The following is a 25611-nucleotide window of genomic DNA, read 5'->3' as shown; positions in this document are numbered from 1 at the left end:
GGCTGTCATCGATCCGCAGACAGGTCAAACAAGCAAGACAATGAGGGAGGCCAGCGATGACGAACGAGCTCGATTTCTCAGGCAAGCAGGTGCTGGTTGTCGGCGGATCCAGCGGCATCGGCAACGGCATTGCGCAAGCCTTTCGCGTCAGGGGCGCGCAGGTTGCGGTCTGCGGCACGCGTGCTCACGCGAAGGAATATTCGCAAGCTGAAGGCTCGGATCTCACCGGTCTTTCCTATGCGCAGCTCGACGTCGGCAATGCCGGAGCGGTCGAAGCGTTCAAGCCGTCGTTCGATCGGCTCGATATCCTGGTGCTCGCACAGGGCGCGGTGCTCTATCGCCGCGGCGAGTTCGAGATGGCGGGCTTTCGCAAGGTCGTCGAGGTCAATTTGATGAGCCTGATGGCCTGCGCCACGCGCTTCCATCCCATGTTGCGGGACGCGCGGGGATCGCTGATTATGGTGTCCTCGACCGCGGCCTATCATTCCACCATGGGCAATCCCGCTTACAACGCGTCGAAGACCGGCGCGGTCGGACTAACGCGGACGCTGGGCGAGGCCTGGGCCGAAGATGACATCCGCGTCAACGGCATCGCGCCCGGTCTGGTCGACACCAAGATGACGAAGGTGACGACCGACAATCCCAAGCGGCTCGAAGGTGCACTTTCACGCATTCCGCTGCGGCGATTGGGCACCCCGGCTGACATGGCGGGCGCGGCGCTGTTCCTGGCATCGCCGCTGTCGTCCTACATCATCGGCCAGACATTGGTCGTCGACGGCGGGCTGATTCTCTGAGTCCAATTTCAAGTCAGATGGAACTGCGCCGCTCCTGATCGGTTACTTGGGCTGACCCCCGAGGAGGAGCATCATGGATAAGGATCGGATTGTCGGATCGGCCAAGGAATTCGCCGGACGCGCGGAAGGCGCTATCGGAGATTTGGCTAGCGATACGCAGACACAGGCGTCCGGCAAGGCACGCGAAGCCGCCGGCAGTGTGCAGAATCTTTACGGCCAGGCCAAGGATGCCGTACGTGACGCCACGGACACCGCGGCAAGCTATGCCAAGGACGCCTACGACAAGCCGGCCGAAACCTTGCGTGACGGCTCGCAGGCGATTGCCCAGAAGGTGCAGGACAACCCGATGGGCGCGCTGCTGGTCGCCGGCGGCATCGGCTTTGCACTGGCACTGCTGATGGCGCGGCCTTCGCGCCGCCCGCCGCCGCGCTGGCGCTACTAGGCTAAAGCCAACGCGCGATAAGCATCAGGGCCCCGGACGCAGCGCGGCGCGTACGCCGCGTTGCCGAGCCGGGGCCCATTCTTTTTGTGACTGTCGGACGAGCTGGGTCCCGGCTCTGCGCAGCAGCGTTTCCCGCTGCAGCGCGTCCGGGACACGAGAGCTCAGCTTAGAAAATTATCGGAACACTTCCGCCGATCGCCCGACGTTGCCAGGCGGACGCGGGATCGCAGGGTTGGGATTCGGATTGCGCGGCGCCGGCGCCAATTGACGCGGCGGGGGCGGCGGCGAGCCAAAGCCGAAGAAATCGCGCATCGATGGCGCTGCCTGTGCCGGTTGCTGCGGCGCCGGTGGCTTCTTCGGCGCAAGCTTTGGCGGGGCGATCGCCGCGGCCGCACCCGGCGTACCGCCATCGGGTGTCGTCGTGGCGACCGGCGTATCGCCCTTGGCCTGCTCGCGGCCGACTTCGCGGCGCGGCCAGGCATAATCGTCGGCGCGGCCGGCGGGCGCAGCCAGTGGCTCGCCCTTCACCATCGTCTTCGCAGCGAGCGCATCGACGGCGGCAGGACGTGAGCCCGGCCCACCCAGCAATTGATCGGTCGAGATCGAGGCCGCAACCAGCGGCACGATCGGACCGGCCAGCGGCCGCGGCGCGGGCTTGCCGGGTTCGGCACTGGTGTCGGGGGTCGCCGGTTCGCTCGGCAGCGCGATCGGGCCGGAGCGCCCGGCGAGCAGGCGGGTGATCTCGCGCTCGACATAGTGGGCGAGCTTGCGCGCGCCGGGTTTCGTGAAATAGACGCCGTCACCGCTGCGGAGCTGACGGATCTGGCCTTCGAAGTCCGGGCCCTTCTGCAAGAAGCGGCCGGCTTCGTCGACAAAGCCGTCCCAGACGTCGACATAGGTGATGCCGGCCTTGGCCGCGCCTTCGCGATAGAGCGAATCCAGGAACAGCATGTCCGCGGTGCCCTTGGGGCCACGGATGGCGGGCAGGCCGACCCAGAGCACCGGCACGCCCTTGGACTTGAGGACGTTGGCGAGCTCCTCGATCTTCTTGCCGTAGAGCTCGACCCAGCGCTCGTCGCGGAATTCGTAGAGGCCGTTCGGGTTGCGCGCGGTCTTCTCGGGCGCGGCGACCGCCGGTGCGTCAGCGTTGTCGGCATCATCCTGCGGCAGGTCGGCATCGGCCGGCTTGTCATCCGGCTTCGCGGCGGTGTCGCCGGGCTTGGCATCGCCAGGCTTGGCCGGTGGTTTGCCGCGCGCGCCCTTGTCGTTCTTCTTGTCCTTGTCCGTCGCCTTGTCCGATTTATCGGGTGCTGCCGCCTCGCGGATCGCGATGCGGTCGTTGAGGCCGAGCATCACCACGATCACGTCGGGCTTCTCGGTCTCGAGAATGCCTTTCGCAGCAGCGGTCCAGTCCGAGGGCTCGCCCTTGGGCTGGTACTTGATTAGGCCCGACGTGGTCTTGTGCTTGCGGATCACGCCCATGTCGGGCTGCTCGGTGTAGGCGTCCTCCAGGCCGTAGGCGAGCCAGTCAGCCATGGCGTCGCCGATCACCAGCACGTTCCTGTCGGGAATGGTGTCGCGCTTGGCCGGCGCCGGTGCGCGCGAAAAATCCTGGCGCGGCGCTTGCGGCTGTTGCTGCTGGAACGGCGCGAAGAAGTCGCCGCCGAACCATCCGCCGCCTCCGCCTCCGCCGTTGCGCGGCGGCGGCGGAGCCGAGCGCTGCGGCGGGCCGCCGAAGCCGGGGAAGTTGAAGAACTGCGCCGAGGCGGGTCCCGCGACCGACACCAGAATCGCAAGCGCCGTCCCCAGCGCGATCAGCGGGCCGGTCTCGGTCAGCACCTTGAACAGGGACTTCTTCGACATGCGATCTCGGCACGTGCAATAGGGATCAGGACAGGCTCGATATAATAACGGAATCGGGCGCCAAACGGGCAGATTCTCTTTCAGATTCTCTTCAGATCCTTGAGATTCTGGGCCCAGATTCTCGGCCCAGAATTATTGGCCCATACACGGCGAACCGCCGCCCCGGTCAAGACTGCCGGCCAAAATCCCTGTTCAGGGTTACTTTCGGCGCGATTTTACTGCCCCCGCAGCCGATTCAGCGCGTCGGAGGAGGCAAATCCATCCGCGGGGACCCCGATCGAGGCCTGGAAGTTGCGCAGGGCTTCCCGGGTCTGGCCGCCGAACTGGCCGTCGGGGGTGCCCCTGTAGAAGCCGCGCTGGGCCAGCAGCTGCTGGAGTTCCAGCCGCTCGGTCCGGGACAGCTCCCGTTCCTGCCGCGGCCAGGGCTGAACGAACGGCTGGCCGCCGCGGAGGCGATCGGCGAAATGGCCAATCGCCAGCGCATAGGCCTCGGCCGGGTTGTACTTCATGATGACCCGGAAGTTCTGCAGCATCAGGAAGCCGGGCCCTTGGGCACCGGCCGGCGCCAGCAGATAGGCCTTCTCGGCTGGATGCGGGAAGGGCTGGTTGGTCGGGCGCTTGAGGCCGAGCTTCTCCCACTGCGCTACCGTCATCGCCTTGGCGCGGTCGGCCAGCATGTAGTTGAAGCCTTGGGGCACCACGACCTCGTAGCCCCAGGTCTGGCCGGCCTGCCAGCCGTCCTTCTTCAGATTGTTGGCGGTCGACGCAATCAGGTCGGAGGGATTGTCGACGACGTCACGCCGGCCGTCGCCGTCGCCGTCCACGGCAAAGCGCTTGAACGCGGTCGGCATGAACTGGGTCGGGCCGAAGGCGCCGGCCCAGGAGCCGCGCAATTGTTCGGGCCTGAGATCGCCGCGGTTGAGGATCTCCAGCGCGGAGAGGAATTCGTCCTTGAAGTAAGCCTGGCGGCGGCCGATGCAGGCGAGCGTCGCGGTCGATTGCAGCACGCTGCGGTCGCCCATCTGCGTCGAGTAGTTGGACTCGATGCCCCAGATCGAGGCGATGACATAACGATCGACGCCGGTGGCTTTTTCGGTGGCCTCGAACTGCGCCTTGTATTTGGCCAGGACCTCGCGGCCCTTGGCGAGGCGGTTGTCGTTCACGAGGATGTCGAGATAATCCCAAATCGACTTGGTGAACTCGGGCTGCGAATCCATCAGGTCCATGATGCGCAGATCGGGCGCGAGGCCTTCAGTGAAGCGCTGGAAATTTTCCTGCGTGATGTTGCGCCGTGCGGCATCGGGCCACATGCCTGCGACGCAATTGTTGAAGTTACCCGCGGCCTCTCGGATCGCGGCGGCTGTCATCAGCGGATGCCCGGAGGCGCCATCCTCGCCGGTCCAAGGTTGAACTCCCGTTTGAGCGCCGCTGGGCCCGGGCGCTGCTGGCGAAGGCGCCTGGTTCGGGCCGGAGAAAATACCGCCGAACAGATTGGACAAACCGTTCTGAGCCTGCGCGCTGGCGGGAAGTGGGAACAGCAGGGCGGTCGCAATCATCGTCGCACCGGTCACGGACCCGCCCCGTTTTGCCAGCCCTGCCATTGATTGCATCATGTCCACACCTGTCCGGCCAAAATCCGCCATCAGGAGGCCTGGTTACGGTTGCCAACAGCTTAACAAAGGTGAAATTTTGATGGTGGCCTTTTTCTTAACTCTGTGAGGATGAGGCCCCACATCCGCCTTTGTTGGCGGCTGCAAACAAGCTAGCAAGATGCCATTGCTCCCTTCACGTGTTCCTCAGGTATTCGATCAATCCCATGAAAATCCGCAAAGCCGTATTTCCCGTTGCCGGCCTCGGCACCCGCGTCCTGCCCGCCACCAAGGCGATGCCGAAGGAAATGCTGACGATCGTCGACAAGCCGCTGATCCAGTACGTCTATGACGAGGCCCGGGAAGCCGGCATCGAGCACTTCATCTTTGTCACCGGCCGCAACAAAAGTGTCATCGAAGATCATTTCGACCGGATGTTCGAGCTCGATGCGACGCTGGCCGCGCGCGGCAAGAAGACCGAGCAGGACGTTCTGGCGCAGAACCAGCCGGAGGCCGGCGCCGTCAGCTTCACCCGCCAGCAGGCGCCGCTCGGCCTCGGTCACGCGGTCTGGTGCGCACGCGACATCGTCGGCAACGAGCCGTTCGCGGTCGTGCTGCCGGACGAGCTCGTGCTCAATTCGCCCGGCTGCCTGAAGCAGATGATCGACACCGCCAGCAAGCTCGGCGAAAAATCCAATGTCATCGCGGTCGAGGCGGTGCCCGACCATCTGACCCATCAATACGGCATCTGCGGCGTCGGCAAACGCACCGGCAAGATGTTCGAGGTCGACGGCATGGTCGAGAAGCCGGCCAAGGGCACCGCGCCCTCCAACCTCTCGATCACCGGCCGCTACATCCTGCAGCCGGAGATCTTCAAGATCCTGGAGACCCAGGAGCGCGGCGCCGGCGGAGAGATCCAGCTCACCGATGCCATGATCGGCCTCGCCAGATCGCAAAGCTTCTACGGCGTCGAGTTCGAGGGCGAGCGCCATGATTGCGGCTCCAAGCCCGGCTTCCTCCGCGCCAACATCGCCTACGGCCTGAAGCGGCCGGAGCTGCGTGACGGGCTCATTGCGGAAATGAAGAAGTATTTGGGGCAGTAGCGCTCCGCTCGTCATTGCGAGGAGCGAAGCGACGAAGCAATCCAGGCTGTCTTCGCGGAGACAGTCTGGATTGCTTCGCTTCGCTCGCAATGACGGAACGAAACCCTCACGCCACCAGCGACAGCTTCGGCAAGCTTGCGACCACCGACTGGTTGCGGCCGCCGGCTTTTGCGGCGTAGAGCGCCTTGTCGGCGGCGGCGACCAGGATCGGCCAGTCCATGCCGGTGGTGGGAACGAGGCTCGCGATGCCGCAGGACACCGTCGAGCTCGTGTGGTCGTCGGACCATCCCTGCACCTTGGCGCGGATCGTCTCGGCCACCAGGAGGGCGTCCGTGACCGAGGTGCCCGGCAGCAGCACGGCGAATTCCTCACCGCCATAGCGCGCGGCGCAGTCGCCGGCGCGGCTCACCGAATCGGAAATGCAGATGGCGATGCCGACCAGCACCTGGTCGCCGGCCTGGTGGCCGAACGTGTCGTTGTAGGCCTTGAAGTGATCGGCATCGATCATCAAGAGCGCGATCGGCGTCTGCTGCCGCATCGCGCGGCGCCATTCGACGTCGATCACCTGGTCGAACTTGCGGCGGTTCTTCAGGCCGGTGAGCGCGTCGGTCGTCGCCATCTCCTCGAGCTTGCGCTCGGCCTCGGCGCGCCGGCCGATCTCGCGCGCGAGCACCAGCGTCGATGCCAGCATGAACAGGCTGAGCGCCACGACCACGGCGCCGATGCGGTAGGCTTCCCTCTGCCAGAGCTCGAACACGGTGTTCAGTGGCTTACCTGCCACCACGAATAGCGGGCTGGTCCCACCGCTGCGGACATAGAGCCGCGGCGTGCCGTCGATCGGCCCCTGTCCGGCGAATGCGCTGCCGACCTTCAGATTTTCGGCCTTCCAGACCGGCCGGTCGGCCAGATTCGTGCCGATCACGTCGAGATCAAACGGCCGCCGCATCATGACGGTACGGTCGCGCCTGAGCACGGTGATGGTATCGTCGGGATCGAGGCTCAGCCGCTCGAACAATTCGTGGAAATAGCTGAAGCGGATCGATCCGGCGACGACGCCGAGAAAGCCGCCGTCGGTATCGCTGATGCGCCGGCTCAGCACGATCGAATAAGCGCCGCGGAACAGCATGGGACGGCTGATGAAGAGCCCGGCTTGCGGATTGTCCCGATGGGCCTTGAAGTAATCCTCGTCGCCCCGGTTCACGACAACGGGATCGAGCGTCGAGGCGTCAATGGTCAACCGGCCGTCGGCGTCGAACACCTGGATCGCGCCGAAATGCCTCGCCGTGGTCGAATGGTCGAACAGGATGAGGTGACGGATCGGCTTCGAGACCGTGGCGATTTCCGGCAGCAGCATGTTGCTGGCGACCGCCTTAAGGGCCAGATCGTAGATCTCGATGTTGCGGCTGACGTCGGACTCGATGGTCGTCGCCAGGTTTTCCAGCGTCTGGCGGGCGAGCGCCTCCTCGCCGCGGCGCATGTCCAGCATGACGTTGACGCAAATGGCGGAAAAGCCGATCACCGTCACCACGGACGAGATGATCAGCAGCTTCGCCGAAAGCCGCCATGGCCGGCGGGCCGTGACGTCGCGCCATCGAGACAACATCGTTTGCTCCCGACACCAGTGAATGCGCCCGAAAGCTTGAGTAGTGTTTAAGCCGGGACGGCGCTGCCGGAATGAGTTAAAAATTGGTTTCCGCGGCTCACGTTTTTGGGCAAAGCGGAGCTTCGACCAGCGAAGAGGACAGCGGTGAACGACTACGACGCGTTGCGCGATTATCTGATGCGGCAGAAGCAGGCGGAATTCGTGCTGACCTATGAACAGATCGAAGAGATTATCGGCGCGGCCCTGCCGCGCGCGGCGAATCGTGCCTCATGGTGGGACAGCCTGCGCAGCCCGGATATCCAGATGCCGCAACGCGAAGCCTGCCTCGCCGCGGGTTTCAAGGCGATGCGGATGCCGGACGGTGCGAGCGTGCGGTTCACCAAGCTGAAGAGTGACCGGCGCAGGCCTGGGTGAGGCGAAGGGAAAGTCAGCTCGCCGCTTCCAGGCGCTCTTCCGTGAGCAGGCGCATCGCGGCGTCGGCATCCATGGGTTCGCCAAAGGCAAACCCTTGCGCGTATTCGCAGCCCATCTGGTAGAGCTCGACCGCGTCGGAATCGGTCTCGGCACCTTCGGCGACCACGTCCATGCCGAGGTCGTGCGCGAGCGCGATGATGGACTTCAGGATCACCGGGCGGGTGCCGCGGTTGGTGGTGCGCACGAAGGACTGGTCGATCTTGATGGTGTCGAACGGGAAGCGCTGCAGATAGGCCAGCGACGAATGGCCGGTGCCGAAATCGTCGAGCGACAGCCCGGTGCCGAGTTCGCGGATGCGCGTCAGCATCTGCGCCGCGTGCTCCGGATTCTCCATCACCAGCGATTCCGTCAGCTCCAGCTTCAGCGTGCCGCGCGCGACCGAGGAGCGCGACAGCACGGTGCGGATGTCGTGGATCAGATCGTGGCGCAGCAATTGGCGCGAGGAGACGTTGACCGATGCGAAGATCGGCTCGCGCGAGCGCATCGCGCGCTGCCAGATCGAGAGCTGCTTGGCGGTCTGGTCGAGCACGAACATGCCGAGGTCGATGATCAGGCCGGTCTCTTCCGCGATGGTGATGAATTCCGAGGGCGCCATGCGTCCGAGCTTGGGATGATCCCAGCGCACCAGCGCCTCGAAGCCGGCGACCGAACGGTCTTCAAGCCGCACGATCGGCTGGTACAGGATCGTGAGCTCCTGCCGCTCGATGGCGCGGCGCAGTTCGCTCTCCAGCGTCAGCCGGTCGGTTTTTCGCGCGCGCATCGCGGACTTGTAGACGTCGATGCGGTCGCCGCCGATGCGCTTGGAGTGATACATCGCGAGCTCGGCGTCCTTGATGATCTCGTCCGTGAGCTGAACTTGCGGATCGGACAAGGCGAGGCCGATCGAGGCCGTGAGAAAGATTTCGCGTTCGTTGAAGGCGATCGGCGCGCGGATGGTCTTGCGGATGGTCTCGGCGAAGGCGGTGATGCGGGCGGGGTCCTGCTCCGAGAGCAGGATCAAGCCGAACTGGTCGCCCGCGAGCCGCGCCAGCGTATCCTGCGGCTTCAGGATGCGGGTGAGGCGGCGGGCCAGCGTCAGCAGGATGGAATCGCCGACCGCGATGCCGACGGAATCGTTGACCTGCTTGAAGCGGTCGAGGTCGATCACCATCAGCGTCGGCCGCAGCGTCGGCATGGTCTTGGCGAAATGCGCGACGGCGCCGAGCCGGTCCATGAACAGCTTGCGGTTGGGCAGGCCGGTGAGATTGTCATGCACCGAATCGTGCAGCAGGCGCTCCTCGGCGTTGCGCAGCTCGGTGACGTCGGTGAGGGTGCCGACCACGCGCGAGACCTCGCCGTCGGAGCCGACCACCGGGCGCGCCTTCAGCGCGAACCACATGAAGTGACCGTCCGGCGTGCGCAGGCGGAAATCCTGCACCAAGCGGCCGCGGCGCTGGTCGAGCACGCTGTCGAGCGCGGCGCGGAAACGGTCCTGGTCGAGCGGGTGCAGCACTTCGAGCCAGGAGGCGGCCGGGCCTTCCAGCGTGCCGCGCTTGAGGCCGAGCAGGGCCTCGGTCTCAGGGCTGGTAAAGACCTTGTCGGCGGACACGTCCCAGTCCCAGATCAAATCGCCGGAACCGGCCAGCGCCAGCGCGCGGCGCTCGATGTCGGAGACGACGCCGGTGGTGGCGCCGCCGCCGGCGAACGCATGCTGCATCACCGTGAAGCCGATCAGCATCACGATCAGCACGAGGCCGCCGAGCAGCGCAGGGCCGACGATGTCGTTGGTGACGGAGCCTGCGACCGTCATGCCGGCCGCGACCACCCAGACCACCAGCAGGAACCAGGTCGGGATCAGCAGCACAGCGCGGTCGAAGCCGTGGGTGGAGAGATAGACGATCAGCGCGAAGCCGGCGAAGGCAATCAGCACCAGCGATATGCGCGCGATGCCGGAGGCCACCGCAGGGTCGAACAGGGCCAGCGCCACCAGTGATCCCAGGAACGCGAGCCAGCCCACGGTGATGTGGGAATAGCGCACGTGCCATCGACTGAGATTGAGATAGGCGAACAGGAACACCAGCAGCGTCGCCGCCAGGATCGCCTCACCCGCCGCGCGCCAGATGCGCTCGGCGTTGTTCGACATGTCGAGCACCTTGCCCCAGAAGCCGAAATCGACGCCGATATAGACCAACACCGCCCAAGCCAGCGCCGCGGCGGCCGGGAACATGATGCTGCCCTTGACCACGAACAGGATTGTCAGCACCAGCGCCAGCAAGCCGGAGATGCCGATCACGATGCCCTGGTACAGCGTGAACGAGTTGACCTTGTCCTTGTAGGATTCCGGCTCCCACAGATAGAGCTGCGGCAGCTTGTCGGTGCGCAGCTCCGCGACGAAGGTGACGACCGCGCCGGGATCGAGGGTGACGCGGAAGACGTCGGCGGTCGGGCTCTCCTGCCGCTCCGGCCGGTCGCCGGTCGAGGGCGTGATGGTCGCGATGCGCGACAGCCCGAGGTCGGGCCACAGCAGCCCCGAGGAGACGATACGGTAATGCGGAGCGACGATCAGGCGGTCGAGCTGGTCGTCGGTGTTGTTGGCGAGCGCGAACACCACCCAGTTCTGGCCGCCTTCGCGGGCGCGCACCTCGATGCGGCGGACGATGCCGTCGGTGCCGGGCGCGGTCGAGACCTGGATGCGGTCGGCGTCGCTGCGCTGATGCTCGAGCACGCCGGTGAGGTCGATCGCGGGCGCGTCACCGCGGACGCTGACAGCGTCCAGCGCGCGCGCCGGGAACGCGCAGACGAGAATCATGAGGCCCAGCGCTATGGGCGCGAGGCACCTGATCAGACGCAAGGTCAGTTCTCCGCGTTCGACGCAAACTCTTCGGTGCAGGCTCTTCGGTGCACGGCGTTTTCCGAACGGAACAAGGTGGTTCGGTGCGTCGCGATAGATGCCACGAAAGCAAGGAAAATCAAAGGGTTTCCGGCTTGCCCTGTGGGCCGTTGGCCTAGACCTCCAACACAATTTTGCCAATATGTGCCGAGGTTTCCATCCGCCGGTGCGCGTCGGATGCCTTTTCCAGCGGGAAAGTGCTGTCCATCAGCGGCTTGACGCGGCCTTCGCGCAAAAGCGGCATCACTTTCGCCTCGATCGCGGCCACCATCGCCGCCTTGTCCGCATTACTACGGGGGCGCAGCGTCGAGCCGGTATGGGTCAGGCGCTTCACCATCACCTTGGCGATGTTGACGGTGACCTTGGGCCCGTTGAGGGTCGCGATCTGCACGATGCGGCCGTCGAGCGCTGCGGCGTCATAGTTGCGATCGACATAGTCGCCGGCGACCATGTCGAGGATCAGATTGGCGCCGGCATTGTTGGTCTCCGCCTTGACCACGGCGACGAAGTCTTCGGTCTTGTAGTTGATGGCACGATCCGCGCCGAGCTTGAGGCAGGCATCGATCTTGTCCTGCGATCCCACGGTGACGATCACCTTGGCGCCGAAAGCTTTTGCGAGCTGGATCGCCATGGTGCCGATGCCGGAAGAGCCGCCGTGGATCAGCAGCGTCTCGCCGGCCTTCAGGGCGCCGCGCTCGAACACATTGTGCCAGACCGTCATCAGTGTTTCCGGCAGTGCGCCGGCTTCCTTGATCGACAGCGACGGCGGCACGCTCATCGCCTGACCGTCCTGCGCGATGCAGTACTGCGCATAACCGCCACCGGCGACCAGCGACATCACCTTGTCACCGATCTTGTGCCGCTTGGCGTTGCTGCCGACGGCCACCACTTCGCCGGCGATTTCGAGGCCGGGCAGGTCGCTGGCGCCGGGCGGCGGCGGATAGGCGCCGGAGCGCTGCGCGACATCGGGCCGGTTGACGCCGGCGGCCTGCACCTTGACCAGGATCTCGTCGGGGCCGGGCTGCGGCAGCGCCCGTTGTTCCGGCACCAGCACCTCCGGTCCGCCGGGTTTCGAGATGGCGACCACGGTCATTTGCGCGGGCAGCTTGTCCATGATGTGTCCTTGAGCAAAGGTGCGGGATGGAACGAGGCCATTGCTTAGCCAGCGCGGTGCAGGCTGGCAACCGCCTCAGCCGCTTGTGAGGCGAACGCAGGAGGAACCAGGATGGCGATGGAAGACGACGACCGCCCGCGCAAGAAGATCAGCCATGACATCGGACAGGATCTCTCACTCTTGTCGGTGGAGGAACTGACCGACCGCATCGCGCTTCTCAAGGGCGAGATCGCAAGATTGGAAGAAGCCGCAACAAAGAAGCGCGCCTCGCGTGATGCGGCCAACAGCGTTTTCAAGAAGTAGCGGATTGGAAGAGGAGCGCCAGCCACTTCCACGGCGTCATGGCCGGGCACGTCCGAAGGACGGCGTCGCTTCCGCTCGCCTATGTCCCGGCCATCACGTTCTTGATCTTTCGCCGAAGGAGAGGACGTGGAAGCCCGGGCATGACGGGCAGTTTGTTCCGCGGGCCCACTCGGCCACTGACCGACATGGCTAACGAACCCTCAAGATAATCGCTCGTTTACTCCACATTAAGCTTTCGAGTTTATGACTGGGAACTGTCCTCGTTTGGACACCGAGTGGCTCCTGTCCACTCTGTTTGACGCCTCCCTGTTATCAACTTTCAAAGCCGCCGGTTTTCCGGCGGCTCTTTTTTTGCGCCCAGCTCCGCCTTTTTGCGTCTCGCCGCGGTTGAATTCCGGGCAAAGACCCGCGGAAACCATATCCGCGCTTGTCACTGGACTCGGCGTCTCGCCCGCGCAATGATTTGTTCATCATAAGCCGGTGCCAAAGCCGGGCGTCAGACAGTTGCGTAAGGGGCGTTAACCATGGAACGTTTGCAAGCCGAAGGCGCTCTCGTTCAACTCAGCGAGCGGTTCACCAATTCTGCGGCGTTCGGCGTCCTCTTCCGCGAGGGCATGGACTTGGTCGAGGAGACCGCCGCCTATCTCGATGGCGCCGGCCGCACCGAGGCCAAGGCGCTCGATCGTGCCGTCAGCCTCACCTATGCGACCGAGAGCATGCGTCTGACCACCCGCCTGATGCAGCTCGCCTCGTGGCTGCTGCTGCACCGCGCCGTGAAGGAAGGCGAGATGACGCTGGGCCAGGCCAATCGCGAAAAGACCAAGGTCAAGCTCTCCGCCGCCGATCCCGGCTCAACCGACACCATCGAGAAGCTGCCGTCGCAGCTCCAGGACCTGATCCATCGCTCGATGAGCCTTCAGACCCGCGTGCGCCGCCTGGACAACACCATCCACACCCCGCCGGTCGATCATTCCTCGATCGGCAACCCGCTGGTGCCGCATCTCAACGCGTTGAAGGCGGCGTTCGAGCGGTAAGCTCCCGTCATCGCGACGAGCGCCCCCAAAACAAAAAACGCCTCCGGCTCTCCGGGGGCGTTTTCGTCTCCAGCCTCGAGGGGCCGGATCAATCCTTTTTGAGAAAGCCCGAAAACTTCTTCTGGAAGCGCGAGACGCGGCCGCCGCGATCCAGCAGCTGCGCGTTGCCGCCGGTCCAGGCCGGGTGCGACTTGGGGTCGATGTCGAGGTTCAGCGTGTCGCCTTCCTTGCCCCAGGTGGAGCGGGTCAGGTACTCGGTTCCGTCGGTCATCACGACCTTAATCGTATGATAGTTCGGGTGAATTTCGGCTTTCATGGCAATTCCTCGGCGCCCCGGCGCCTCACTTGAGTGGCTATCGAATGACGGATTTGGCGGGGTCTATACCCCACGGGCCCCTGTAAAACAAGCCATTGCAAGCCTTTTGAGGGCCTTAGCGGGCCGGGCTGCCCCCTAAGGGACTTCCCGGATTTGCCACTCCCGCTCGCCCGGCCTATTTGGGACGGACCACCTTCTCTTTGTCTTTTGGTCGGATCTCATGAGCGCAGTAGAACGGCTTGAAACCGGGCCCGCGGAAGCCCCGTCGATCGAGGCCGACCTGATCGAGGCGCCGGCGAAGAGCCGCGCGAAGCTGCGGCCGCTGTTGGCGCTCGCGCCCTATGTCGCCCGCTATCGCGGCCGGGCGGCGCTGGCCTTTGTCGCGCTGACGATCGCGGCGCTGACCACCCTGCTGGTGCCGGTCGCGGTGCGCAGGATGATCGATTTCGGCCTGACGCCTGAGGGCATCGAGCTGATCAACAGTTACTTCTCGGTGATGATCGCCGTCGTCGCCGTGCTCGCGCTGGCGAGTGCCGCGCGCTACTACCTCGTAATGACGATCGGCGAGCGCATCGTCGCCGATCTCAGGCGCGACGTCTTCGCCCATCTGCTCTCGCTGTCGCCGGCCTTCTTCGATTCCGCGCGAAGCGGCGAGCTGGTGTCGCGCCTCACCGCCGACACCACGCAGATCAAATCCTCCGTTGGCGCCTCGGTCTCGATCGCGCTGCGCAATCTGATGATGTTCTTCGGTGCCGCGGCGATGATGGTGATCACCAGCCCGCGTCTGTCGGGATTCGTGCTGCTGGCGATTCCCCTGATCGTGCTGCCGCTGGTCGCCTTCGGGCGCTGGGTGCGGCGGCTGTCGCGCAACGCGCAGGACACGCTGGCCGAGGCCTCCGCCTATGCGAGCGAGCTGGTCGGTGCGATCCGTACCGTGCAGGCCTATACCAGCGAGAGCCTCGCCGAGAGGCGCTTCGGCGGCGAGGTCGAGCAGGCCTATGAAGCCGCGCGCACCTCCACGCAGGCGCGTGCCGTGCTCACCGCCATCATCATCTTCATCGTGTTCGCAAGCGTGGTCGCGATCCTCTGGATCGGTTCGCACGACGTGCTGACCGGCACCATCACGCCGGGCCGGCTCGGCCAGTTCGTGCTCTATGCGGCCTTCGCCGCGGCCGGCCTCGGCCAGCTCAGCGAAGTCTGGGGCGAGATCTCGGCGGCATCAGGCGCTGCCGAGCGCCTGTTCGAGATCCTGCATGTGCAGCCCGACATCACCGCGCCCGCGTCGCCGCGCGCGCTGCCGGTGCCGGCGCGCGGCGAAGTCGGCTTCGACCAGGTCAGCTTCGCCTATCCGGCGCGGCGCGACGTCAATGTGCTCGATGCCGTGTCGTTCGCCGTGCGTCCCGGCGAGAAGGTCGCGATCGTCGGTCCGTCCGGCGCCGGCAAGAGCACGATCTTTCATCTCTTGTTGCGCTTCTACGATCCGCGCAGCGGCGCGATCTCGCTCGACGGCGTGCCGGTCAAATCCGCCGATCCCCGTGAATTCCGTTCGCGCATTGCGCTGGTGCCGCAGGAATCCAACGTGTTCGCGGCCAGTGCCCGCGACAACATCCGCTTCGGCCGGCCCGATGCCACCGATGCCGAGGTCGAGCGCGCGGCCGAGCTGGCGCACGCCGCCGAGTTCATCCGCCGCCTGCCCGAAGGTTTCGACACCCCGCTCGGCGAGCGCGGCGTGACGCTGTCCGGCGGCCAGCGCCAGCGCATCGCGATTGCGCGCGCGATCCTGCGCGATGCGCCGCTGCTGCTTCTGGACGAAGCCACCTCCGCGCTCGATGCCGAAAGCGAGACGTTGGTGCAGACCGCGCTGGAAGAGCTGATGCGCCACCGCACCACGCTCGTCATCGCGCACCGCCTCGCAACCGTCTTGTCGTGCGACCGCATCTTGGTGATGGACCAGGGCCGGATCGTCGAGCAGGGCACGCATGCGGAGCTCGTCGCTGCGAACGGGCTCTATGCCAGGCTGGCGAGGTTGCAGTTCGAGGGGGCGTGAGGCGAGGTAGTCTGGACTGCCGCTTCATTCAGGCTGTCATCCCCCGCGCAGGCGGGCGATCCAGTACTCCGAGACGGAAGTGATCAAGCGATAAGCCGCGGCGTACTGGATTCCCCGCCTCCGCGGGGAATGACAGCGGAGCTTTTGGCGAGAGCGTCGCACCACGTGGTCTCCCTTCGTAGCCGGGTCGATAGCGGACATTTGTCGATCTGATCGGCTGCGCGATTCGAATCGGCCACATCGTAAGGTGATCGATGGAAGCGGCGCTGCTGGCTGTCGCAGAACATGGGCGTCGTCGTTTTGATGAGTTTCGGAATGCTCGTCGTTGGCTTCCGGAATTTCGGACAGCGTTGGCGCGCCCGGAGGGAGTGGACGGCCGCGGCTGCTGAAGCTAGGGTTCGGGCCGACCCAGGAGACGCCAAATGCCTTATTCGACAGCCGACCAGACCCGAGGCGAGCGCAACGGCAAGCTTGTCGCCGACGTCTTCTGCGCGCTCTTGCTTGCTACCTTTTCCGTGGTCTTCTTCGGTTGGCTCGGCGGTCTGGCCGCCTTCATTGTCGTCGAAAGTTGCCTGCTCGCAATCGATTGGGTGGTTCCTAGCAAGAACGATGCGGCAGGCGTTGTTCGTTGAGCTGACGGAGTGGACGGTGTTGTGAATGATTGTTCTGATCGGTCCGGTACTGTTCATCCTCCTCATCCTGTTCGCTATTCGACAGCAGATGCGCGGCCTTGCGGGGTGGAAAGCGGCGCTGCTTGTTGTCGCTGGTAGCGGCGTCATCGTTGTGCTGAGTTTCGGATTGCCCATCGTGGGCTTCCGGAATTTCGGATAGGGCAGCCCGCGCCCTGAGCCGAGTGGATGAACCTTGCAGTTCCCCCGGATGTGGCGCCTAATCAGGTATCGCCGGCCAAAGGCTCGTCCGTAGGCGTCGGTGCCTGAGAGATGATTTGTGCTCCCGCCTCAATGGGAGTGCGCCTCATGGCCCCGCCATTCAGCAAGGAAACCCACGAACTTTTGGAGCGGGCGCAGCGAGCGATCGATGAGTCGATCCGGCTTCGCGAAGACAGCCAACGCGCGATCCGCCAAGCCGAAAGCTGGCAGTTCGAGCTTGAACTCCGCTTGAGCCGAGAGCGCACCGCGGCGAGTTGACGGCAGCACTGCTTATCAGCACTTCGGCGACAGCGCCGGCACGTTCGGCCATGGCCAGTTCTTCCAGCTCCCGTCCTCATCAACGCAGGCCGATGGCCCAAGGCCATTCGTCGGAGCACTCGTCGTCTTGACCGGCGTGGCGAGGTGCTGGTCGACATAGCTCGTCGAAACATATCCGGCGACGATGACGCCGAGCAGGACCGAAGACCCCTTGGCCAGATCGCTCAATTTCATCGGTCATCTCCATCCGCTTGCCGGCGCAACTTGCGGGCACAACGACTAGCTGACGTCCTGGGATCCCGACGTGACGGCCGTCACGCGTCCAGAATCAAGATCGCCAGAATCTAAGGTTGCCAAATCATCTTCAGCACCGGACGTCCCGAGGTCGGGTTCACCTCGTCGCCGGCATGCGCGAAGCCTTTGCGCTCGTAGAAGCGGATGGCGCGGCTGTTGTCCTTGTTGACAAGCAGCGTCACGCCCGCCGGTGACAGGCGCTTGGCCTCATCCACCAGCAGCCGCGCCGCGTCCGAGCCCCAGTGCGCGGGATCGACCACGAGCTGGTCGAGATAACCGTCGCCGTCGATGGTGACGAAGCCGGTCAGCGCGCCGTCCTGCTCCGCGACCACGATCGAAGCCTTCGGCACCAGCTCCTTGCGCCAGCGCTCGCGCCACCAGTCCAGGCGGGCCGCGAAGTCGATCTGCGGATAGGCCTGCTGCCAGGTGCGATGCCACAGGTCAATCGAGGCGGCCTCGTCCTCGGGACGGTAACGGCGGAGGTGGAGGGCGCTCACTACCGCTCCGTCAGCTTCAGCTCGATGCGGCGGTTGCGCTTGTAGGCTTCCTCGGTGTTGGCCGTGTCGAGCGGCTGGAATTCGCCGAAGCCGGCGGCGACCAGGCGCTGGGCCGGCACGCCGAGCGAGATCAGGTACTGCACCACGGAGATCGAGCGCGCGGCCGAGAGGTCCCAGTTCGACTTGAAGTTCGGACCGTTGACCGGGCGCACGTCGGTATGGCCGTCGACACGCAGCACCCAGGGGATCTCGTTCGGGATTTTCTTGTCGAGATCGATCAGCGCGGTTGCGAGCGTGTCGAGCTCGGCGCGGCCTTCGGGCAGCAGCACCGCCTGTCCGGTGTCGAAGAACACTTCGGACTGGAATACGAAGCGATCGCCGACGATGCGGATGTCGGGGCGGTTGCCGAGGATGGCGCGCAGGCGGCCGAAGAATTCCGAGCGATAGCGCGACAATTCCTGCACGCGCTGCGCCAGGGCGACATTCAGGCGAGAGCCCAGGTCGGCGATGCGATTTTGCGATTCCTTGTCGCGCTTCTCGCTAACGTCGAGCGCCTCTTCCAGCGCGGCCAATTGCCGCCGCAGCGCGCTGATCTGCTGGTTCAGCACCTCGATCTGCGCCAGCGCCCGGGCCGAAACCGCCTTCTCGGAATCCAGCGCCTTGCCGAGCTCGGAGGACTTGCCTTGCGCATCGTTGCCGGCCGCGGCGAGCCCCTCATAGAGGCCCTTGATGCGGTCGCGCTCGCTCTCGGCCGAAGCGAGGCCGGCTTTCAGTGACGAGACCTGGTCGTCGAGCGTGAGCTTGCCGAGCTTCTCCAGCGACAGTAATTCGTTGAGCTGCGCGATCTTGGCGTTGAGCTGCTCCAGCGCCTTGTCCTTGCCGGTGACCTCCTGCGACAGGAAGAACTGCACGACCAGGAACACCGACAGCAGGAACACGATCGACAGCACCAGCGTCGACAGCGCGTCGACGAAGCCGGGCCAGTAGTTGAAGGAGGTATCGCCGCGGCGACCGCGCGCCAGTGCCATGTCGCTAACCCTTCTCGGGCTGACGCGCGATGCGCTCCAGCAGGCGCCGGATCTCGCGGTTCTGCTCGCCCTGGCCGTCGGCCCATTCGCGGATCATCTGCTGCTCGGTCCGCATATGCGAGACCAGCGCCTGGATGGCTTCGGCGAGGCTCGCCATCGCCGCGGTGGTGCCGCGGCTGCCGCTGCCTTCCTCGAGCACGGAGCGTAAGCGCTCGACGACGGCCTGAAGCTCGCCGCTGGCAATGCCACCGCCAGTGCCGGCAACAGCCACCTCGCCGCTGCCATATTCGCGCACGGTGGTGGCAAGCCAGTCTTCGAGGTCGGTGTAGAAACGGTTCTGCGCCTGGCTCGATTGCAGGTCGAGGAAGCCCAGGATCAGCGAGCCGGCGAGGCCGAACAGCGAGCTCGAGAACGAGATGCCCATGCCGCCGAGCGGGGCGGCCAGCCCCTCCTTCAGCGTGTCGAACAGGGCGCCGGAATCGCCGCCGACCTTGAGCCCGTCGATCACCTTGCCGACCGAGCCGACCGTTTCGATCAGGCCCCAGAAGGTACCGAGCAGGCCGAGGAAGACCAGAAGCCCGGTCATGTAGCGGGAGATGTCGCGGGCCTCGTCGAGGCGGGTCGCGATCGAATCGAGCAGGTGCCGCATGGTGGTCTGGGTGATCGACATCCGCCCGGTGCGCTCGCCGCCGAGGATCATCGCCATCGGCGCCAGCAGCTTGGGGTGGCGGGCGGGCGCAAGGCCGGGATCGGCGATGCGGAAATTGTTGACCCAGGAGACTTCGGGATACAGCCGGATCACCTGGCGGAAGGCCAGGATGATGCCGATGAACAGCACGCCGCCGATCAGGGCATTGAGGCCGGGATTGGCGAAGAAGGCCTGGATGATCTGCTTATAGAGCACCACGCCCACCAGGGTGCAGAGCACCAGGAAGACCAGCATCCGCACCAGGAAGACGCTGGGCGAGGATAGCTTGGTGTATTCGATGTCGAGGGAGGAGCGGGGCGAGGCGCCTGGCGGCATGGCCGGTATCATCCGTTAACTTGCTTGCGGCGCGCACTATGGCACAGCGCCAGCCCAAAAAAAGCGCCGGATGCGCCGATTTCGGGGAGAGCTGGGGAACCCAAGGCTGAAACCGGCTTTGGTAAGGACGTACTTTGCAAATCGTCGGCATTCCACAGGTTCAAGTCGCACTTTTCCCCTGGCGCCAAAACCCGCCGCCCAAGACGGAGTCGTCGCATGAGCGTCGTGTCCGCGATCATCGGGACTGCCGAACGGGTGCCGTTGCCTGATGTCGTGATCCGCGCGGCGATCCAGCGCCTGTGCTCGCGCACGGTGACGCGCCTGTCCGCGCTGGGCGGGGCGGACGATGCCGCCTTCGCCGGGCGGATGATGCTGCGGCCGATCGCCGAGGACGCGGATGCCGAGCACGACGAGGTGCCCGCTTCGTTCTTTGCGAAGGTGCTCGGCCCCAACCGCAAATACTCCTGCTGCTTCTACAAGACCGACGCGACCACCTTGCGGGAGGCCGAGGAGGAGGCGCTGCGTCAGACCGCCGAGCATGCCGCTCTCGCCGATGGTCAGACCATCCTCGAACTCGGCTGCGGCTGGGGCTCGCTGTCGCTGTGGATGGCGCGGCAGTTTCCGCACGCCAAGGTGACGGCGGTGTCGAGCTCGCAGGCGCAGCGCGCCCATATCGAGGAAGAGGCGCGGCTGCGCGGTCTTCTTAATCTGCGGGTGGTCTGCGCGGACATCAACGTGTTCGCGCCCGACGGGCAATTCGACCGCATCGTGTCGGTCGAAATGTTCGAGCATGTGATGAACTGGCGCAAGCTGATGACGCGCTTGCGATCATGGCTCGCGCCGGAGGGGCGGTTCTTCATGCACATCGTCGCCCATCGCTCCGGCTCTCACCTGTTCGACCGGGCCGATCGCGACGACTGGATCGCGCAGCGCGTCTCCACGGGCGGGCTGATGCCGAGCCATCACCTCGTCAGGCAATTCGACGATATTTTCACAGTCGAGAAGGAATGGTGCTGGAGCGGCACGCACTATCAGCGCACCGCCAACGACTGGCTCGCCAATTTCGACGCGCATCGCTGTTTCATCGAAGCGGCCTTGCGCAACATCCATGGCGAGGAGACCGCCCAGCGAATGCGACGCTGGCGCTGGTTCTTTCTCGCGACCTCGGGCCTGTTCGGCTATGCCGACGGAACCGAGTGGGGCGTCAGCCACTACCGCATGAAGGCGGCGGGGTAATTGCGGTCTTCTGACGCAGCACGCGGTGATGGAACCGGACTCACAATCGGGTGAGACGCGAAAAACGCCGTGAACTCAGCACCCTAGGCCGTGTGACATTGGGCCGCCCGCAAGGTGCGTTGCGTCGCAGCACGTCCGCTCTATTTTGACCGCATCAGCCGCGTGCCATGGCCCAGAACGGGCCTCGCGCCGAGCGGGATCGGTTTCAACAATATCGGGGCACCCCATTTCATGTCAGGACTTCGCGCGCGATCGGCATGCGTTGCAATGATGCTCGCGGCCTTTACGCCGCTGTTGGCGGGCTGCGACGAATCCAGCTCCGCCATTTCAGCCGCCCAGCCCAACGACCCCGACGTCAGCATCGTCATCGTCAAGCCGCAGCCGCGTGCCGTGGTGCGCGAGCTGCCGGGCCGCATTGCGCCGACGCGCGTCTCCGACGTGCGGCCGCGCGTGTCCGGCATCGTGGTCGAGCGCCTGTTCCGGCAGGGCAGCGAGGTGAAGGCCGGCGATCCACTGTATCGGATCGATCCGCGTCCGTTCGAGGTCGAGGTGATGGCCAACGAGGCTGCGGTCGCCAAGGCCGAGGCCGCGTTGATGCAGTCCCAGCAGCAGGCGCGCCGCATCGCCACGCTCACCAGCCAGCGCGCCGCGCCCGAAGCCGAGAACGAGAAGGCGATCGCGGCCGAGCGCCAGGCCCATGCCGAGGTCGAGGGCCGCAAGGCCGATCTCGCGCGCGCAAAGCTCAATCTCGACTATGCCACCGTACGCGCGCCGATCGACGGCGTCGTCGGTGCCGCCCTGGTCAGCGAGGGCGCGCTCGCGGTCCAGAACGAGACCAATCTGGCCACCATTCAGCAGCTCGATCCGATCTATGCGGATTTCACCCAGTCGGTGAACGAGCTCAACCAGCTCCGCCGCGCCTTCGAGAGCGGTGACCTCGAGCGCATCGCGCCCGACGCCGCCAAGGTGCATCTCGTGCTCGACGACAACACCCTCTACTCGCTCGACGGCAAGTTGCTGTTTTCGGATGCCAAGGTCGACGCCAATACCGGTCAGGTGACCTTGCGTGGTGAGTTCCGCAATCCGAAGCGCGAGCTGCTGCCGGGCATGTATGTCCGCGTCCGCATCGACCAGGGTCTCGATAGCGATGCGATCGCCGTGCCGCAGCAGGCGATTCAGCGCAATGGCGGCGGCGGCAGCGAGGTGTTCGTCGTCAAGGACGACAATCGCATCTCGGTGCAGCCGGTGCGCACCGGTTCGGTGCAGGACGGCATCTGGTTCGTCACCGACGGCCTGAAGGCTGGCGACAAGGTCGTGGTCGAAGGCTTCCAGAAGTTCGCCGCCGGCGACAAGGTCAAGCCGCAATCCTGGTCGGAAGCGGATGCGACCGCCGACAACCGGCACGCCCAGAAGCTGATGCGGTAATAGACCATGGCGAGCTTCTTCATCGACAGGCCGATCTTCGCCTGGGTCGTCGCGCTGTTCATCTGTCTGGTCGGCGCAATTTCGATTCCGCTGTTGCCGATCGCGCAGTACCCGATCATCGCGCCGCCCTCGATCTCGATCTCGACCAGCTATCCCGGTGCCTCGCCCGAGAACCTCTACAACAGCGTCACGCGGCTGATCGAGGAGGAGCTCAACGGCGCCTCCGGCATCCTCAATTTCGAATCGACCAGCGACTCGCTCGGCCAGGTCGAGATCATCGCCAATTTCGTGCCGGGCACCGATACCAGCGCCGCCTCGGTCGAGGTGCAGAACCGCATCAAGCGCGTCGAGGCGCGGCTGCCGCGCGCGGTGATCCAGCAGGGCATTCTGATCGAGGAAGCCTCCAGCGCGGTGCTCCAGATCATCACGCTGAACTCGACCGACGGCAGCCTGGATGAGGTCGGCCTGGGCGACTTCATGATCCGTAACGTGCTGGGCGAGATCCGCCGCATCCCCGGCGTCGGCCGCGCCACGCTGTATTCGACGGAACGTAGCCTGCGCGTCTGGGTCGACCCGGCAAAGCTGGTCGGCTATGGCCTGACCGCCGACGACGTCAACAAGGCCATTGCCGCGCAGAACGCGCAGGTCGCTTCGGGCAGCATCGGCGCCGAGCCGTCGACCTCGACCCAGCGCACCTCCGCGCTGGTGCTGGTCAAGGGCCAGCTCTCGTCCCCGGATGAATTCGGTACCATCATCCTGCGCGCCAATGCCGACGGGTCGACCGTGCGGCTGCGCGATGTCGCGCGGATCGAGGTCGGCGGCCTCAGCTACCAGTTCAACACCCGTCTCGATGGCAAGCCGACCGCCGGTCTTTCCGTGCTGATGTCGCCGACCGGCAATGCGCTGGCGACCGCGAGCGCCGTCGAAGAGAAGATGAAGGAGCTGTCTCGCTTCTTCCCGGCCAATATCGGCTACGAGATTCCATACAACATCACGCCCGTGGTCGAGGCCTCGATCAAGAAGGTGTTGTCGACGCTGGTCGAAGCCATCGTGCTGGTGTTCGTGGTGATGTTCCTGTTCCTGCAGAACATCCGCTACACCATCATTCCGACCATCGTGGTGCCGGTGGCGCTGCTGGGCGCCTGTACCACGCTGCTGCTCGCCGGCTATTCCATCAACATGCTCTCGATGTTCGGCATGGTGCTCGCCGTCGGCATCCTCGTCGACGATGCCATCGTCGTAGTCGAGAACGTCGAGCGCATCATGGCCGAGGAGGGGCTGCCGCCCAAGGAAGCGACGCGGAAAGCGATGTCGCAGATCACCGGCGCCATCATCGGCATCACGCTGGTCTTGATGGCCGTGTTCGTGCCGATGGCGTTCTTCCCGGGCTCGGTCGGCATCATCTACCGCCAGTTCTCCGTGACCATGGTCGCCGCGATCGGCTTCTCGGCCTTCCTCGCGCTGTCGCTGACGCCGGCACTGTGTGCGACGCTGCTCAAGCCCGTCGCGGCCGGTCATGGCCATGCCAAGAAGGGCGTGTTCGGCTGGTTCAACCGCATGCTCGACGGCAGCAAGGAGGGATATTCCCGCACCGTCGGCTTCTCGCTGAAGCGCACCGGCCGCTTGATGCTGGTCTATGTCGCGCTGCTCGCCGGCCTGTCCTGGGCCTTCGTCAATCTGCCCGGCGGCTTCCTGCCCGTCGACGACCAGGGCTTCGTCACCACCGACGTGCAGACGCCGTCGGACTCGTCCTACGGCCGAACCGAGGCGGTGATCGAGAAAGTGGAAAAATACCTGGCGCAGCGTCCGGGCGTCGACAACGTCACCTTCCTCACCGGCTTCAGCTTCTCCGGCCAGGGCATGAACACCGCGCAGGCCTTCATCACCCTGAAGGACTGGTCGGAACGCGGGCCGAAGGATTCTGCGGCCGCGATCGTCGCCGACATCAACCGCGATTTGTCGTCGTCGATCCGCGACGCAAAAATCTCCGCGCTGCAGCCGCCGCCAATCGACAATCTCGGCAACTCCTCGGGCTTCTCGTTCCGTCTCCAGGACCGCGGCCAGAAGGGTTATCCGGCCTTGATGCGCGCCGCCGATCAGTTGATCGCGGAGGCCAATGCGAGCGCTGTGCTGCAGAAGGTCTATGTCGAGGGCCTGCCCGAGGCCGGCGTGGTCAATCTCGTGATCGACCGCGAAAAGGCGGGCGCCTTCGGCGTCACCTTCGAGGACATCAACAATACGATCTCGACCAATCTCGGCTCGAACTACATCAACGACTTCCCGAACCGCGGCCGCATGCAGCGTGTCGTGGTGCAGGCCGATGCCCGCGACCGCATGCGGACCGAGGACATCCTCAACTACAACGTCAAGAACAGCCGCGGCCAGCTCGTGCCGTTCTCGTCCTTTACCACCGTGGAATGGGCGCGCGGACCGACGCAGATCGCCGGCTTCAATTATTATCCGGCGGTGCGCATCTCGGGCGAGGCGAAACCCGGCTTCACCTCGGGCGATGCCATCGCGGAGATGGAACGGCTTGCCGGCAAGCTGCCGCGCGGCTTCGGCTATGAATGGACCGGGCAGTCGCTCCAGGAGAAGCTGTCGGGCTCGCAGGCGCCGTTCCTGCTCGGGCTCTCGGTATTCGTGGTGTTCCTGTGTCTGGCCGCGCTTTACGAGAGCTGGACCATTCCGCTCGCGGTGCTGCTCACCGTGCCGCTCGGCATCGTCGGCGCGGTGGTCGCGGCGATGCTGCGCGGCCTGCCCAACGACGTCTATTTCACCGTCGGCCTGATCACCATCATTGGCCTTGCGGCCAAGGACGCGATCCTGATCATCGAGTTCGCCAAGGATCTGCGGAAAGAAGGCAAGCCGCTGGTGGACGCCACCATCGAGGCCTGCCGCCTGCGCTTCCGCCCGATCCTGATGACCGGCCTTGCCTTCATCTGCGGCGTGCTGCCGATGGCCATCGCCCATGGCGCCGGCGGCGCCAGCCAGCAGGCGCTCGGCAGTGTCGTGATGGGCGGCATGATCGCGGTAGTGATCCTGGCGCTGCTGATGGTGCCGGTGTTCTTCGTCTCGGTGCAGCGCGTGCTGGGCGGGGATCGGGAGAAGGCGGCGAAGCAGGGCGAGATGTACGGGCCGCCGGCGCCGGCCGAGCTGTAAGGTGAGGTGTCATGCCCCGCGCAGGCGGGGCATGCCGTACCCCGCGGCCTTTCCGTATCCGAGCGGCGTCTCTGGAATACTGGATCATCCGCCTTCGCGGATGATGACCGTCGGGTTTGCGCTGGTGAGAGTCGGCCATTGAACGCCGGATCGGTCGGCTTGATTTCTCGGAGGCCTCAATCCAGACTGCAGCCCTGGATTGAAACATCGTATTCGCACCTTACTGCGAATGCGGAGATAGCCCGCCGA

The 25611-nt window shown here is 65.1% G+C and carries 23 protein-coding genes; 13 read left to right on the top strand and 10 right to left on the bottom strand.

All coding sequences use genetic code 11. The features are described 5' to 3' along the window. The first annotated feature begins 56 nt into the window (after nt 1-56). Nucleotides 57-794, top strand: a complete 738-nt coding sequence (locus IVA93_RS32520; protein WP_018454633.1) for an SDR family NAD(P)-dependent oxidoreductase — start codon at nt 57-59, stop codon at nt 792-794. Between the two features lie 73 nt (nt 795-867). Next, nucleotides 868-1236, top strand: a complete 369-nt coding sequence (locus IVA93_RS32515) for a CsbD family protein (protein WP_018454632.1) — start codon at nt 868-870, stop codon at nt 1234-1236. Between the two features lie 174 nt (nt 1237-1410). Here IVA93_RS32515 and IVA93_RS32510 read toward each other — a convergent pair whose 3' ends face one another. Together IVA93_RS32510 and IVA93_RS32505 are read right to left on the bottom strand one after the other, a co-directional pair. Beyond that, nucleotides 1411-3099 (bottom strand): SGNH/GDSL hydrolase family protein, encoded by a 1689-nt coding sequence (locus tag IVA93_RS32510; protein WP_018454631.1) that lies wholly within the window; start codon nt 3097-3099, stop codon nt 1411-1413. A 215-nt stretch (nt 3100-3314) separates the two neighbouring features. Beyond that, complete coding sequence (locus IVA93_RS32505; RefSeq protein WP_198293349.1) at nt 3315-4712, bottom strand: lytic murein transglycosylase; 1398 nt, start codon at nt 4710-4712, stop codon at nt 3315-3317. A gap of 203 nt (nt 4713-4915) precedes the next feature. Here IVA93_RS32505 and IVA93_RS32500 point away from each other — a divergent pair, with 203 nt between their 5' ends. Further along, nucleotides 4916-5791: a UTP--glucose-1-phosphate uridylyltransferase gene (locus IVA93_RS32500; RefSeq protein WP_026232775.1), complete on the top strand. Its 876-nt coding sequence runs from the start codon at nt 4916-4918 to the stop codon at nt 5789-5791. A 106-nt stretch (nt 5792-5897) separates the two neighbouring features. On the opposite strand, the gene IVA93_RS32495 is transcribed toward IVA93_RS32500, so the two are convergent. Beyond that, complete coding sequence (locus IVA93_RS32495; RefSeq protein WP_247294148.1) at nt 5898-7394, bottom strand: sensor domain-containing diguanylate cyclase; 1497 nt, start codon at nt 7392-7394, stop codon at nt 5898-5900. A 144-nt stretch (nt 7395-7538) separates the two neighbouring features. Between IVA93_RS32495 and IVA93_RS32490 the strand changes: the two genes are divergently transcribed. Then, the gene (locus IVA93_RS32490; protein ID WP_018454627.1) at nt 7539-7808 is read left to right on the top strand and encodes a DUF7662 domain-containing protein; all 270 of its coding nucleotides are present in this window, start codon (nt 7539-7541) and stop codon (nt 7806-7808) included. A 13-nt stretch (nt 7809-7821) separates the two neighbouring features. Here IVA93_RS32490 and IVA93_RS32485 read toward each other — a convergent pair whose 3' ends face one another. Then, complete coding sequence (locus IVA93_RS32485) at nt 7822-10698, bottom strand: EAL domain-containing protein (protein WP_247540802.1); 2877 nt, start codon at nt 10696-10698, stop codon at nt 7822-7824. Nucleotides 10699-10852: 154 nt separating this feature from the next. Beyond that, nucleotides 10853-11851 (bottom strand): NAD(P)H-quinone oxidoreductase, encoded by a 999-nt coding sequence (locus IVA93_RS32480; protein ID WP_018454625.1) that lies wholly within the window; start codon nt 11849-11851, stop codon nt 10853-10855. Between the two features lie 111 nt (nt 11852-11962). Here IVA93_RS32480 and IVA93_RS32475 point away from each other — a divergent pair, with 111 nt between their 5' ends. Together IVA93_RS32475 and rcdA are read left to right on the top strand one after the other, a co-directional pair. Further along, nucleotides 11963-12154, top strand: coding sequence for a DUF1192 domain-containing protein (locus IVA93_RS32475; RefSeq protein ID WP_018454624.1), 192 nt, complete (start codon nt 11963-11965; stop codon nt 12152-12154). A gap of 524 nt (nt 12155-12678) precedes the next feature. Beyond that, entirely contained in the window at nt 12679-13188 is a 510-nt protein-coding gene (rcdA, locus tag IVA93_RS32470; protein WP_018454623.1) for a protease adaptor protein RcdA, read from the top strand. Between the two features lie 88 nt (nt 13189-13276). Here the strand turns inward: rcdA and rpmE are convergent, their stop codons facing one another. Continuing rightward, on the bottom strand, nt 13277-13504 hold the full coding sequence (gene rpmE, locus IVA93_RS32465) for a 50S ribosomal protein L31 (protein ID WP_018454622.1): 228 nt from the start codon (nt 13502-13504) through the stop codon (nt 13277-13279). A gap of 220 nt (nt 13505-13724) precedes the next feature. On the opposite strand from rpmE, the gene IVA93_RS32460 reads away from it, so the two are divergent. The 4 genes from IVA93_RS32460 (at nt 13725) to IVA93_RS32445 (ending at nt 16699) form a co-directional block, all read left to right on the top strand. Continuing rightward, the gene (locus IVA93_RS32460; protein ID WP_018454621.1) at nt 13725-15551 is read left to right on the top strand and encodes an ABC transporter ATP-binding protein/permease; all 1827 of its coding nucleotides are present in this window, start codon (nt 13725-13727) and stop codon (nt 15549-15551) included. A 422-nt stretch (nt 15552-15973) separates the two neighbouring features. Continuing rightward, on the top strand, nt 15974-16183 hold the full coding sequence (locus IVA93_RS32455; protein WP_018454620.1) for a hypothetical protein: 210 nt from the start codon (nt 15974-15976) through the stop codon (nt 16181-16183). Between the two features lie 25 nt (nt 16184-16208). Continuing rightward, nucleotides 16209-16382 carry a hypothetical protein gene (locus IVA93_RS32450; protein WP_018454619.1) on the top strand — a complete coding sequence of 58 codons (174 nt, stop codon included), beginning with the start codon at nt 16209-16211 and terminating at the stop codon, nt 16380-16382. Between the two features lie 146 nt (nt 16383-16528). Beyond that, on the top strand, nt 16529-16699 hold the full coding sequence (locus IVA93_RS32445) for a hypothetical protein (protein ID WP_157642917.1): 171 nt from the start codon (nt 16529-16531) through the stop codon (nt 16697-16699). A gap of 15 nt (nt 16700-16714) precedes the next feature. Here IVA93_RS32445 and IVA93_RS32440 read toward each other — a convergent pair whose 3' ends face one another. From IVA93_RS32440 to IVA93_RS32425, 4 genes are all read right to left on the bottom strand, one after another. Beyond that, on the bottom strand, nt 16715-16933 hold the full coding sequence (locus IVA93_RS32440) for a hypothetical protein (protein WP_018454617.1): 219 nt from the start codon (nt 16931-16933) through the stop codon (nt 16715-16717). A 110-nt stretch (nt 16934-17043) separates the two neighbouring features. Continuing rightward, entirely contained in the window at nt 17044-17490 is a 447-nt protein-coding gene (locus IVA93_RS32435; RefSeq protein WP_018454616.1) for a GNAT family N-acetyltransferase, read from the bottom strand. Next, the gene (locus tag IVA93_RS32430) at nt 17490-18518 is read right to left on the bottom strand and encodes a peptidoglycan -binding protein (RefSeq protein WP_018454615.1); all 1029 of its coding nucleotides are present in this window, start codon (nt 18516-18518) and stop codon (nt 17490-17492) included. Before IVA93_RS32430 ends, IVA93_RS32435 begins: the two co-directional genes overlap by 1 nt. A gap of 4 nt (nt 18519-18522) precedes the next feature. Continuing rightward, the gene (locus tag IVA93_RS32425) at nt 18523-19542 is read right to left on the bottom strand and encodes a flagellar motor protein MotA (protein ID WP_018454614.1); all 1020 of its coding nucleotides are present in this window, start codon (nt 19540-19542) and stop codon (nt 18523-18525) included. Between the two features lie 216 nt (nt 19543-19758). Here IVA93_RS32425 and IVA93_RS32420 point away from each other — a divergent pair, with 216 nt between their 5' ends. From IVA93_RS32420 to IVA93_RS32410, 3 genes are all read left to right on the top strand, one after another. After that, on the top strand, nt 19759-20778 hold the full coding sequence (locus tag IVA93_RS32420; protein WP_247294142.1) for an SAM-dependent methyltransferase: 1020 nt from the start codon (nt 19759-19761) through the stop codon (nt 20776-20778). Between the two features lie 231 nt (nt 20779-21009). Beyond that, nucleotides 21010-22203 carry an efflux RND transporter periplasmic adaptor subunit gene (locus IVA93_RS32415; protein WP_085351844.1) on the top strand — a complete coding sequence of 398 codons (1194 nt, stop codon included), beginning with the start codon at nt 21010-21012 and terminating at the stop codon, nt 22201-22203. A gap of 6 nt (nt 22204-22209) precedes the next feature. Then, complete coding sequence (locus tag IVA93_RS32410) at nt 22210-25362, top strand: multidrug efflux RND transporter permease subunit (RefSeq protein WP_018454611.1); 3153 nt, start codon at nt 22210-22212, stop codon at nt 25360-25362. Nucleotides 25363-25611 lie beyond the last annotated feature (249 nt).

Origin of the sequence: Bradyrhizobium sp. 155 (assembly GCF_023101105.1) — a bacterium.
Taxonomy (GTDB): Bacteria; Pseudomonadota; Alphaproteobacteria; order Rhizobiales; family Xanthobacteraceae; genus Bradyrhizobium; species Bradyrhizobium canariense_D.
This window is presented reverse-complemented; position numbering and strand designations above follow the sequence as displayed.